This window comes from Proteus cibi, from assembly GCF_003144405.1.
In the GTDB taxonomy this organism is placed as follows: Bacteria; Pseudomonadota; Gammaproteobacteria; order Enterobacterales; family Enterobacteriaceae; genus Proteus; species Proteus cibi.
In genome coordinates, this window is the sequence record NZ_PENW01000009.1 from 98,181 (window position 1) to 110,583 (window position 12,403).

Consider the following 12,403-nt stretch of genomic DNA (forward strand, 5'->3'; position numbering starts at 1 on the left):
ACAGTAAGCCAATTAACCAGCTCAAATTTTAGCATAAAAAATTACGAAAACGCCTTTTACCCTGCAATTTAAGACAAACTTTATTCATTATTATCATATAGTTAGCTAATTAACCATCAACACATACACATCAAAAAAGGCATGTAATTAACTTACATGCCTTTGAAATTTCAGTTTATCTTTACTAAAGAATTAAAATTCTTGATTTAATGCTCTAAATGCAGCTCTGGCGGCAACAAGATCATCTTGTGTATCTACACCCACACCAGGAACTTCTAATGCTTTTGCAACATGGATCTTTTCGCCATACCACAGCACACGCAGTTGCTCTAACATTTCAATTGATTCTAATGGGCTTGGTTCCCAAGTAATATATCGACGTATAAAGCCTGCACGATAAGCATAAATACCAATATGGCGTAGATAATGCTCACCAATTTCATCATGTGATAAATTAAAACGGTCTCTTTCCCAAGGAATGGTTGCACGAGAAAAATAAAGTGCGAAACCTTTTGCATCCATCACGACTTTCACCGCATTTGGGTTAAAAGCTTCTTTGGAGTCAACAATAGGCACCGCTAATGTTGCCATTCCAGCACCACAACTCGCCAAATTTTCAGCGACTTGAGTAATTATAGCAGGTGGAATAAGAGGCTCATCACCTTGTACGTTAACAATTATTTCATCGTCTGCAAATTGATATTTTTCAATGACTTCTGCTAAGCGTTCTGTGCCTGAATGGTGATCTTCGCGAGTCATACACGCTTCCCCGCCCGCTTTTTCAACTGCAGCAACAACATCTAAGTTATCAGTTGCAACGATGACACGGTTTGCACCAGAGCGCATAGCCTGTTCCATTACACGAACAATCATAGGTTTACCATGAATATCCGCGAGGGGTTTACCCGGTAAACGGGTCGATGCATATCGACCCGGGATAATGACCGTGAACATGAAGTTATTTTTCCTCTTCTAGTGATAATTCTCTTGCTTCATTCTCCAGAAGAACGGGGATATTGTCACGAACAGGATAAGCTAAATGATCAATTTTGCAGATAAGCTCTGAATTTTCTTTATCAAAGATAAGTTTGCCGTGGCAAACTGGACAAGCAATAATTTCAAGTAAGCGGTGATCCATTTTGTCCCTCTCAAGGGTTAATCATTTTATATGGCAAAAGGATATCATAAGGAAGGATCAGCGTTAATACTCAAAACCTCTCGTTTAGTGATAATTCGAAAATTATTTTAGTTATTAATAAATTTATTATTTTCTCTTTTACTATAAGCAACAAAAAAGCCACAACAATGTGGCTTTTTATCGTTGAGTCTGCAACATCATTAATAAAGAATTACATTCAGCTTTTATTGATAATAATTTAACCTTTTTATTATCTTTATTGCATTCTAATTAACGAAACGACTCTTTTATATTACTTATTCAGCTTGGTAGTAAGCTATTTCCGCTTACCTACCTAAAAATAGGCATAAACGATAATTTAATCTCAATGCTAAACTATCGTTTTATCTACAACTTTAACAAGGCCTAGCCTTATTTAAAACCCGATAACATCAGCGGCTTCTAAACCTGCTGCTGTTCTGATAACAGAAAACTCAACGTCTTGACCTTCTGTTAATGCTTTATTTTTTGTATTGGCAATCGCTTTTTTATTGACATAAACTTCTTGTTCAATATCTCTTGCAACAATAAGACCATAACCTTTGTTATTGTCAAACCATTTTACGCGACCCATTCTTAATTGTAATGTCATGATAGATAAACTCCTTTTGTTCTTTGTATAGTTTTACTTTCCTATACAAATGCATCCTACTTTTTATTAAGTCTTCTTATATAAAACCCCAATTAAATTCTGAACACATTAATTTAAGTAGTGCATTTTATTATTCAATATAAATGTTCAAAATCGTGATAGCTAAGCTTAATAAATATCATAAAGCTCAATAGATATTTACAGTATCAATATGACAAAAAAATGACATATTGATATTTATTGCGCACTAATAAAAAAGATAACCGAATATAGAGATCATTACTCACCATCAAAAATGGTTTTTATCATTCTCTGTGCACAAAACTCGACGCTCTTCACAACAAAAAATATTAACCCTACATTCAAGATCCACAAACTCTCCACACAAGGCTTTTGAGTAGATAGGGAAATGGCGAGTTAAATTGAACTACGACAAAAGCGATATGCAACTGTAGGTAGGTAATCTTTTATGTAACGCTATCCTGATTTCCACTATAAATATCATTGTTTCAGATCAGATACAAGTTTTTTTCGAGCCGTAAATTAAATTGCTGACTTGTTTTAGCACAGATTGACTATTTAATTCAGCGCTAACGGGTAAATACCACCAATTATCTTGCGCAAAATGCTGACATTTAACAGCATCCTTTTCTGTCATAATAAGGGGTTCTAAATTAGGTGTTAAATCCTGTAATTCTTGAGCACTATAATCACTATGATCACTAAATGCTTTTGTTGCGATTAACGTTATCCCTTTTTCATGTAAAGAGTTAAAAAATCGGGGTGGATGACCAATTCCAGCAATAGCAACAGCCTTTTTAATTTGCTGAATGGGTTGTTTCTCTCCCGTTTTAAGATTGACAGCAATATCACCTTCTAACACCATGCCTATCTCGTTACCTTGGTTCACGCCACCATTAACGATAATTGCATCTACTGAATTTAAGCGCTCTGCACGCTCCCGCATAGGACCTGCGGGTAACCACCAACCATTACCAAACCGACGCTGACCATCAATAACAACAATTTCATAATCACGTTGTAATGCATAATGCTGTAAACCATCGTCAGTAATGATCACATCAAGTTCATACTGAGCTAATAACGCTTTTACCGCATCTCGTCGATTAGGTGCAACCGCAACGGGAGCACCTGTTCGATGATAAATTAATACAGGTTCATCACCTGCCATGGCAGGTGTCGTATCGGATGACAAAAGTAATGGATAATGGTCTGATTTCCCGCCGTAACCACGAGACACAACACCGGGTTTAAATCCCTGCTGTGTTAATTGCTCAACAAGCCAGATAACAATAGGTGTTTTGCCATTCCCACCTGCAGTTAGATTGCCAACAATCACAACAGGTACAGGCGCTTTCCATGATGTTAACCATCCTTTCTGGTATGCAAAACGTCTTAATAATGTGATCGCGCCATACAACCATGAGAAGGGAAGCAGTAGGATATAAAACCAAGATTTACCAGACCAAATCCGTTCAATCATTTGCCAAATTGCATCCTGTGAAGTTGGGCATAAATACCTTGTTTCTCAATCAAATCAAGGTGTGCGCCACGTTCAACAATTTCACCGTCTTCAATAACTAATATTTCATCCGCTTTTTCAATAGTTGATAAACGGTGAGCAATGACTAAAGAGGTTCTGTTTCTCTGTAGTTCATCAAGAGCTGACTGGATCGCTCGTTCTGATTCTGTATCTAGTGCTGATGTTGCTTCATCAAGAATAAGAATTGGTGAATCTCGTAATAACGCTCTTGCAATTGCAATACGCTGACGCTGTCCACCTGAAAGTAGCACACCATTTTCACCAATTTCAGTATCTAAGCCTTTATCCATTTTTTGGATAAAATCCATCGCATGAGCCATTTTCGCCGCTTTTTCAATATCTTCACGGGTATACTGATCTTCACATGCATAAACGATATTGTTTGCCACAGTTTCATTAAAAAGATGCACATTTTGAGAAACCAATGCAACTTGGTTACGCAAAGATTTCAATGTGTATTCCCGAATATCATGACCATTAATCAGTATCTCACCTGCATTAATGTCATAAAAACGCGTGATCAGATTGGCAATCGTAGACTTACCTGAACCAGAACGTCCAACTAATGCAATAGTTTTCCCCGCAGGGATAGTGAATGATATGTTCTTCAGTGCCGGCGTATCTTTCGTGACATATTGGAAAGTCACGTTACGAAACTCAATATCACCGGTTGGTTTTTTCAGTTCAAGCTTACCCGTGTCTTTTTCTTGCTCCATATCGAGGATAGCAAATAACGTCTGACAAGCAGCCATACCACGCTGAAATTGGGCATTCACATTAGTCAATGATTTTAGTGGACGCATTAATGCAACCATTGAGGAGAAAACAACCGTTATTGTACCGGCTGTTAATGTTTCCATAATTTCAGGGAAACTTGCTGCATACAGGACAAAGGCTAACGCGAAAGAAGCAATCAATTGAATGATAGGATCTGAAATTGACGACGCAACAACCATTCGCATACCTTGACGACGAATATGGTTACTCACGTGGTTAAAGCGTTTATTTTCAACTTCTTGACCATTGAAAATCAGAACTTCTTTATGCCCTTTTAGCATTTGTTCTGCGCTAGTTGTCACTTGCCCCATGCTATTTTGTATTCGTTTACTGATCTTTCTAAAACGAGTCGATACCAAACGGATAACAAAAGCCACAATCGGTGCGATAACGATAAGGATCAGGGATAATTGCCAGCTATAATAAAACATCAAGCCAAATAGCCCAATGATATAAGCCCCTTCACGCACAACTGTTATCAAAGCGCCTGATGAGGAGGAGGCAACTTGTTCTGAATCATATGTGATACGAGACAGCAAAGTCCCTGTTGATTGCTGATCAAAAAAGCTCACTGGCATTCCCATAATATGGGAAAATAGGCGGCGACGCATATTCATTACCACTTTTCCTGATACCCAAGAAAGACAGTAACTTGAAATAAAGTTGGATATACCACGCAGAACTATCAGTCCAATAACAGCAATAGGCATCCATTTTAATACGTCATTACTAGCTTTACCAAAACCCTCATCAAGAAGCGGTTTTAATAAAGAAATCATAAATGCATCCACACCCGCATTGATGATTAATGCAATTGCTGCAGCGATCAAACCTGCTTTGAAAATCCGAATCATCGGCCATAAGCGTCGGAATGTTTGCCACGTTGATAGATCTATATCATTCATATATATTACCAAACTTTTAATAATTAGCCGGTCATTCTACTCGGGAAACGTCAAAACACCAAACCACTGATGATACCAACGAGGTAAAATATCTCGCCTATAGGTAAATACATCAATATTATTTTGATTAAACTCGATAGAAACTTGCCCACTAATAGAGGTTGTTAGCCAATTAATAGCTTCTTTTTTATAACGGTGATGTACTTTATCAGAAGGTAAACGCCAAGGGCTATAACGAGCAGCAGAAACGAGCGCAAATTTAGGTGATACTGCTTGAATAAACATCAATGTGGATGATGTTTGACTACCATGATGAGGAACTTGTAAAACATCTGCTTTCAGCTGATCTTTTTTTACTCTTACCAATTGAGTTTCAGCTTCTTTTTCTATATCTCCGGTTAACAGAATATTGTGTTTTCCATCGCTAACATGAATCACACAGGATTGATTATTCTTCGGAGAGAGTAATTTATTCGGTGGCCATAATGCATCGAATTGAAGCCCTTTCCACTGCCATGATTTATTGCTTAAGCAAGGTAAATGCGAAGGATCTTCAAAACTACTACGAATGTTTAAATTAGGGTAAGCTTTTATTAAATCCTTAATACCACCTGTATGATCAAGATGATCATGACTAATTATCAATGCAACAGGTTTTAGTCGATGACTTTTTAAATAAGGAATAATGACACTCTTTGCAATTGAACCACCACTTTTCCAACGCATTCCGGTATCATAAATAATCGCCTCCCCCTCTTTTTCAAGAATAATAGCTAAACCATGTCCAACATCCAGCATAGACATTCGCCATTGATAGCGAGAAGAAGCTACCAATTCACAATATAAAATAACGCCAATAACCACAATACAAATAAAATGGTGACGCCACCATGACATTTTGATGATTAAAATAAGACTAATTCCCAAAAATCCTAATAATAAAGGAATAGCCCCACTATCTTGCCAAAATGGTAAAAATAATGGAGTACACCAGAAAGCAAGATTAATAGAAAGATCAACCCAATGCCAAATTATTGGTTGTAAAAATGAGAGAAAAAATGTCAATAATCCAAGCATTATTAACGGTACGGTAATAAAAGAAATAATAGGAACCGCCCATAAATTAACGATAAAACTCAAAAAATTAGCACCATTAAATAAATATAATTGAAATGGTAATAAAATAATTAATAAACCAAATTGTAAATGTACCAATCTTAAAATAAACCACCGTTTTTGATAGTTATATTTAGCTTTTAATGGATACATCCAATACCAAAAAATAATGGCGAATACCGCAGAAAATGAAAGCCAGAAACTCGCTGAAAGTATAGAAAGAGGTTCAACAATAAGAATGAATGCAGCACTCCAGAGTGCCCATTGCCAAGGTAAAAATAATCGGCTCCCCCAATGCAAAATTACCCAAACGCTTAATCCAATAACCGCTCTTGTTGCTGGTATTCCCCAACCTGATAACGCGGCGTAAAAAACACCACATAGCCAAGCTATGATTAATGGAAACTGTGGATTAATCCATCTGATAGGGAAAAGAAATTGAATACCTCTTGCAATAACCCAACCAGAAAAAGCAGCTAAACCTATATGTAAACCTGAGATCACAATTAAATGTGCAACGCCTGTTTTCATATAAAGATTTTTTTTCTCAGGTTCTATATATCGCTTATCACCTAAAACTAACGCAATAATTTCACCTTTATTTTTTGCTGTTTGCCAATAAGCTGAGATTGTTTGAATGAGTTGAGTGCGCAGTGATAGATCATCTCGGATAAACTTAGCCGTCACCACTTTACCCGTTAATGTTTCTTTCATAGCAACAGCATATTTTTGGCTATCAAATCCACCTTCATTTAAATAGCTATGTACCGCTCTGAATTGAATTTTAAACTTCCAATGTTGCCCTACTGTGATATTTTTAGGTGGATTTCGCCAATATACGTTAGCATACACAGATGATGAAAAGAGCGTTTTTTTCGTAATAGGTATTTTGATAATAACATTACCATCTGTTAATTGGCGATACGCCCTAATTTGAGTTTCAAGTATTGCTATATTATCAGCAAGCTGTTCCGTTCTCGTCACTAACGATGACGCTGCCATATTTGAATAAACCCAGAAAAACAGAGATATCGCTAAAAATCGGAATGAGCAAAAAGGAACAAATAATAGAAATAGTGCAACAAGAATAATAATAGAATAAATAGTTTGGCTAAAAAGTGTATGTTGAATTAATAACGGTAAGCTACCTAATATCATTGCTAAAGCAATATCATCTAAAGTTAATTTTATGAAATAGAGTTTTTGAAAATAAGCTGAATAAAAACACTTTCGTTTTATTGATACTATCTCTAACTCAAAAAAATTTATCACCCTTCTCAATAAAATCATTTTCAGTATCCTTACCTTCAATCATTCTTTAAATATCATGATGTTATCCTTTAGTTAAAGAAAGGCTTTTAGGTCATTTTTTAGCGATACTTTATAAAAAGAAAAAGTTCTCTTGCTACATACAATAAACTTTGAGAAGAAACTCGTAAAAAGCAAAACAACTAAGTGATATAGATAATTAAGTAGAGAAATTGCAACTAAAGTAGAATACAGTAGTAAAGAAGAAGCAAGAAAGGCAGGTACTAGTAGGACAAAATAAATAGAGCCAATCGATCAATTCAAGATGAGAGAGTGAAAAAAGTTCAGGAGCAGTGAAATACGCTAAAAGTCATAATAAATGATAATAAAAAAACGGCGCCTAAGCACCGTTTTTGAGAAAGTTAACTAACATCGTGCCATTTCGACAGGAGTTATTATTCCGTATAAATATTTACACGGTCACGTAACTCTTTACCTGGCTTAAAGTGTGGAACGTATTTACCTTCCAGATCTACTTTATCACCAGTCTTCGGGTTACGACCCGTACGCGGCGCACGGTAGTGTAGAGAAAAACTGCCGAATCCGCGGACTTCGATACGCTCACCATCAGCTAAAGTATCAGCCATATGATCAAGCATTTCTTTTACAGCTTCTTCAACCGTCTTAGCCGAAAGATGAGATTGTAGGCCTGCAAGTCTCTCGATTAACTCAGACTTGGTCATATTACCTCCCTAAACTACCGATAAATAGGCAACGATTAACGTTGCCTTCCGTTAATAACTTAAATTATTCGCCTTTAGCTGCTTTGAAAGCTTCAGCCATAGCGTTGTTTGAAAAACCAACTTCTTCTTTGTTGTTTACAGAAGCGATAGCGTCTTTCTCGTCTGCTTCGTCTTTAGCACGAACAGATAAGTTGATAACGCGGTTTTTACGGTCAACGCCAGTGTATTTAGCTTCTACAGCTTCGCCAACATTCAGAACCAGAGTTGCATCTTCAACGCGGTCACGTGAAGCTTCTGAAGCACGCAGGTAACCTTCAACACCGTCAGCTAATTCTACAGTTGCGCCTTTAGCGTCAACAGCAGTTACTTTACCAGAAACAATAGCACCTTTTTTGTGAGCAGACAGGTAATTATTGAATGGATCTTCTGATAATTGTTTAACGCCCAGTGAGATACGTTCACGTTCAGCATCAACTTGCAGAACTACAGCAGCGATTTCGTCACCTTTTTTGTATTCACGAACGGCTTCTTCACCTGCAACATTCCAAGAAATGTCAGATAAATGAACCAGACCGTCGATACCGCCGTCTAAACCGATGAAGATACCGAAGTCAGTGATAGACTTGATTTTACCTTCAACACGGTCATTTTTGTTGTGAGTTTCTGCAAACTGCTGCCATGGGTTAGATTTACACTGTTTCAGACCCAGTGAAATACGACGACGTTCTTCATCGATGTCAAGAACCATAACTTCAACAACATCACCAACGTTAACAACTTTAGATGGGTGAATGTTTTTGTTAGTCCAATCCATTTCAGAAACGTGTACCAGACCTTCAACGCCTTCTTCGATTTCTACGAAGCAGCCGTAATCAGTCAGGTTAGTTACACGACCAGTCAGTTTAGTACCTTCTGGATAACGTTTAGCGATAGCTACCCATGGATCTTCGCCCAGTTGTTTCAGACCTAATGATACGCGAGTACGTTCACGGTCGAATTTCAGGACTTTAACAGTGATTTCGTCGCCAACATTGACAATTTCGCTTGGGTGTTTAACACGTTTCCAAGCCATGTCAGTGATGTGCAGTAAGCCGTCAACACCGCCCAGATCAACGAATGCACCGTAGTCAGTAAGGTTCTTAACGATACCTTTAACTTCCATGCCTTCTTGCAGATTTTCTAATAACTGATCGCGTTCTGCGCTGTTTTCAGATTCGATAACCGCACGACGAGACACAACAACGTTGTTACGTTTTTGGTCTAATTTGATGACTTTGAACTCAAGCTCTTTGTTTTCCAGATGAGTTGTATCGCGAACTGGGCGAACGTCTACCAGTGAACCTGGTAAGAACGCACGAATGCCGTTCAGTTCAACAGTGAAACCACCTTTAACTTTACCGTTGATGATACCAACAACAGTTTCGTTTTCTTCGTAAGCTTTTTCCAGCATCAGCCACGCTTCGTGACGTTTAGCTTTCTCACGAGACAGAACGGTTTCACCGAAGCCATCTTCAACCGCGTCCAGAGCAACATCAATTTCGTCGCCCACTTGGATTTCTAATTCGCCTTGAGCGTTTTTGAATTGTTCTACAGGAATAGCAGATTCTGATTTCAGACCTGCATCAACCAGAACAACGTCTTTATCGATAGCAACTACAACGCCGCGAACGATAGCGCCAGGACGAGTTTCGATTGTTTTTAGGGATTCTTCAAAGAGTTGAGCAAAAGATTCTGTCATGTTAATGATCTTCAAGTAAATTTAATTAACGTCCATTTAGCATCCGGCCGAATGGGGTTGTTTCACATACCTCGTTACATCCTTTGTGACAAGGTCATCGGGCATTGTTGTGTTTTCATTAACACGTCAACCCGATTTTGATAATTACCTAGTATAAACGAAATAAAAATTAATTACGCTGATAATTGCAGATTTTTTTTAGCATAAGTCAACGATTTTTCAATGACTTCGTCGATAGACAAGCTTGTAGAATCGAGAATTAATGCATCTTTCGCCGCAACCAGTGGCGCAACCGCGCGATTCCGGTCACGGTAATCGCGTTCTTTTATCTCGGATAAAAGGCGCTCAAAGTTAACATTAAAGCCCTTTTCCTGCAACTGTAACATGCGACGACGTGCGCGCTCTTCTGCGCTCGCCTCTAGAAATATTTTTACTTGGGCATCAGGAAAAACGATTGTGCCCATATCTCTGCCATCTGCAATTAAGCCAGGCGCTGTACGAAATGCGCGCTGACGACGCAGCAATGCTTCTCTTACACGAGGAAAAGTTGCAGCTTGTGATGCCGTGTTCCCAACTGTTTCTGTTCGAATTTCAGTTGAAACATCTTCACCTTCAAGAATGACACTTAAGCCACTCTCATTAGGAATAAAGCGTACATCTAAATTTGCCGCCAAAGGGACTAAAGCATCTTCTGAGGTGATATCGACATGGTGATGTAAAGCCGCTAATGCCAATACACGATAAATAGCGCCAGAGTCGAGTAAATGCCAGCCAAATGCTTTCGCTAATGCTTGGCATAATGTTCCTTTACCTGCTCCGCTAGGCCCATCAACAGTTATAACAGGGACGATAACCGCCATGAGTTTCTCCTTTTCGTGGGCACTGCATTTCTGTATTTGTTGCCCTTATTACATTGATATAATAGGCATCATGTTCAAACAGAGAAAAACAGTATTAATATATGCGCGACATTATACGCATACAATGTATAGGAAGAAACAAGCAGATAAGCACTAAAGCGTCTTATTTAAGATTAAATTTTCTAAATAGTGTATTTTTTAGAAAATTTAATCTGGTGATAATAAAAAATCAGCAGTATTGTTCTTCAAAAAGTCCAATACTACCGATTTAACTGATTTAATTTTGACTCATTTTAATTAATGATTTTTACATTAATTATTACGTTGAGAAAGTGTTTCTAATTTCTCAAAATAATCGGGGAAGGTTTTCGCAGTACACCCTGGATCAAGGATAGTAATTGGCGTATCTGAAAGCGCTACCAACGAAAAGCACATTGCAATGCGGTGATCATTGTACGTTTCGATATCCGCAGTGGTTAACTGTTTTGGTGGCGTTACTTTTAAATAGTCATGTCCTTCTTCAACAATCGCCCCTACTTTTTGTAGCTCTGTAGCCATTGCGGCTAATCGGTCAGTTTCTTTTACGCGCCAGTTATAAATATTGCGGATAACCGTTTCGCCTTCAGCAAAAAGTGCCGTAGTAGCAATGGTCATTGCTGCATCAGGGATAGTATTCATATCCATATCAATGCCTTTTAACGTTCCACGTTCACACTCAATATAGTCGTCACCCCATCGTACTTTGGCGCCCATTTTTTCAAGCACAGAAGCAAAATGAATATCCCCTTGTAAGCTATTTTTACCTATACCTGTAACTCGCACAGTACCGCCTTTAATAGCAGCCGCAGCTAAAAAGTAAGAAGCCGATGAAGCATCACCTTCTACAAGGTACTTTTCTGGTGATTGATATTGCTGCCCACCTTTTATAACAAAGCGTTGGTAGTCTTGATTTTCAATTTTTCCACCAAAGGTATTAATTAATGCTAAGGTAATATCAATGTAAGGTTTTGATACTAATTCACCTTTAATGGTAATCATCGTATCTTGCTCAGCTAAAGGCGCCGTCATTAACAATGCTGTCAAAAATTGGCTAGAAACACTACCATCAACCTCAACATGACCGCCTAAAAAACCACCACGTAAACGAATTGGTGGATAATCCGTTTGTTCAAGGTAGTCAATTTTTGCGCCCCCCTGACGTAAAGCATCAACTAAATGCCCAATTGGGCGCTCTTTCATACGAGGTTCACCAGTAAGAATAATATCATGCTGACCGAGGTTTAATGCCGCCGCCAATGGGCGCATTGCTGTACCTGCATTACCTAAAAAGAGCTCTAATGGTGAATGAGTTTTAAATTCCCCGCCTAGCCCCTCAATATCACATACCGTATTATTATTTGATAAGTGATATTTCACACCTAATGCTTTTAATGCATTCAACATATGACGAATATCATCACTATCGAGTAAGTTGGTTAGACGCGTTTTACCTTTAGCTAAAGCGGCTAATAACAATGCACGGTTAGAGACACTTTTTGATCCTGGTAAATTAATAACACCTTCAATATGAGCAATAGGTTGTAATGTTAACGATTCCATAAACAGGTAGAAACTCCAATAAACAAGTTATTTAAGCGGGGGGATGCTATTTGATTAAATATCAATTTATTTAAGTACTTATAT

General features: G+C 38.0%; 10 protein-coding genes. All 10 read right to left on the reverse strand.

Annotation, left to right across the window (positions count from 1 at the left end; genetic code table 11):
• Window positions 1-192: 192 nt before the first annotated feature.
• A complete protein-coding gene (gene kdsB, locus DK865_RS04405) occupies window positions 193-954 on the reverse strand; it encodes a 3-deoxy-manno-octulosonate cytidylyltransferase (RefSeq protein ID WP_109391326.1) in 762 nt (253 codons plus the stop codon).
• Window positions 955-958: 4 nt separating this feature from the next.
• Complete coding sequence (locus DK865_RS04410) at window positions 959-1,138, reverse strand: Trm112 family protein (protein ID WP_004244593.1); 180 nt, start codon at window positions 1,136-1,138, stop codon at window positions 959-961.
• 415 nt (window positions 1,139-1,553) lie between these two features.
• Window positions 1,554-1,769 carry a cold-shock protein gene (locus DK865_RS04415; RefSeq protein WP_023581324.1) on the reverse strand — a complete coding sequence of 72 codons (216 nt, stop codon included), beginning with the start codon at window positions 1,767-1,769 and terminating at the stop codon, window positions 1,554-1,556.
• A 514-nt stretch (window positions 1,770-2,283) separates the two neighbouring features.
• Window positions 2,284-3,273 carry a tetraacyldisaccharide 4'-kinase gene (gene lpxK / locus DK865_RS04420; RefSeq protein ID WP_109391327.1) on the reverse strand — a complete coding sequence of 330 codons (990 nt, stop codon included), beginning with the start codon at window positions 3,271-3,273 and terminating at the stop codon, window positions 2,284-2,286.
• Window positions 3,270-5,015, reverse strand: coding sequence for a lipid A ABC transporter ATP-binding protein/permease MsbA (gene msbA / locus DK865_RS04425; protein ID WP_023581322.1), 1,746 nt, complete (start codon window positions 5,013-5,015; stop codon window positions 3,270-3,272). The genes lpxK and msbA overlap by 4 nt, the downstream gene beginning before the upstream one ends.
• Before the next feature lie 36 nt (window positions 5,016-5,051).
• Window positions 5,052-7,289: a DNA internalization-related competence protein ComEC/Rec2 gene (locus DK865_RS04430; protein WP_228407727.1), complete on the reverse strand. Its 2,238-nt coding sequence runs from the start codon at window positions 7,287-7,289 to the stop codon at window positions 5,052-5,054.
• A 545-nt stretch (window positions 7,290-7,834) separates the two neighbouring features.
• A complete protein-coding gene (gene ihfB / locus DK865_RS04435) occupies window positions 7,835-8,122 on the reverse strand; it encodes an integration host factor subunit beta (RefSeq protein ID WP_006537420.1) in 288 nt (95 codons plus the stop codon).
• Between the two features lie 64 nt (window positions 8,123-8,186).
• A complete protein-coding gene (gene rpsA / locus DK865_RS04440) occupies window positions 8,187-9,860 on the reverse strand; it encodes a 30S ribosomal protein S1 (RefSeq protein ID WP_006537421.1) in 1,674 nt (557 codons plus the stop codon).
• 173 nt (window positions 9,861-10,033) lie between these two features.
• Window positions 10,034-10,720, reverse strand: coding sequence for a (d)CMP kinase (gene cmk, locus DK865_RS04445; protein WP_109391329.1), 687 nt, complete (start codon window positions 10,718-10,720; stop codon window positions 10,034-10,036).
• A 312-nt stretch (window positions 10,721-11,032) separates the two neighbouring features.
• Window positions 11,033-12,319, reverse strand: coding sequence for a 3-phosphoshikimate 1-carboxyvinyltransferase (gene aroA, locus DK865_RS04450; protein ID WP_023581319.1), 1,287 nt, complete (start codon window positions 12,317-12,319; stop codon window positions 11,033-11,035).
• Window positions 12,320-12,403: the final 84 nt, after the last annotated feature.

Bases quoted from the DNA above. Each gene is read 5' to 3' on its own strand.
- kdsB (WP_109391326.1), bottom strand. From the start codon at position 954: ATGTTCACGGTCATTATCCCGGGTCGATATGCATCGACCCGTTTACCG.
- DK865_RS04410 (WP_004244593.1), bottom strand. From the start codon at position 1,138: ATGGATCACCGCTTACTTGAAATTATTGCTTGTCCAGTTTGCCACGGC.
- DK865_RS04415 (WP_023581324.1), bottom strand. From the start codon at position 1,769: ATGACATTACAATTAAGAATGGGTCGCGTAAAATGGTTTGACAATAAC.
- lpxK (WP_109391327.1), bottom strand. From the start codon at position 3,273: ATGATTGAACGGATTTGGTCTGGTAAATCTTGGTTTTATATCCTACTG.
- msbA (WP_023581322.1), bottom strand. From the start codon at position 5,015: ATGAATGATATAGATCTATCAACGTGGCAAACATTCCGACGCTTATGG.
- DK865_RS04430 (WP_228407727.1), bottom strand. From the start codon at position 7,289: ATGATATTAGGTAGCTTACCGTTATTAATTCAACATACACTTTTTAGC.
- ihfB (WP_006537420.1), bottom strand. From the start codon at position 8,122: ATGACCAAGTCTGAGTTAATCGAGAGACTTGCAGGCCTACAATCTCAT.
- rpsA (WP_006537421.1), bottom strand. From the start codon at position 9,860: ATGACAGAATCTTTTGCTCAACTCTTTGAAGAATCCCTAAAAACAATC.
- cmk (WP_109391329.1), bottom strand. From the start codon at position 10,720: ATGGCGGTTATCGTCCCTGTTATAACTGTTGATGGGCCTAGCGGAGCA.
- aroA (WP_023581319.1), bottom strand. From the start codon at position 12,319: ATGGAATCGTTAACATTACAACCTATTGCTCATATTGAAGGTGTTATT.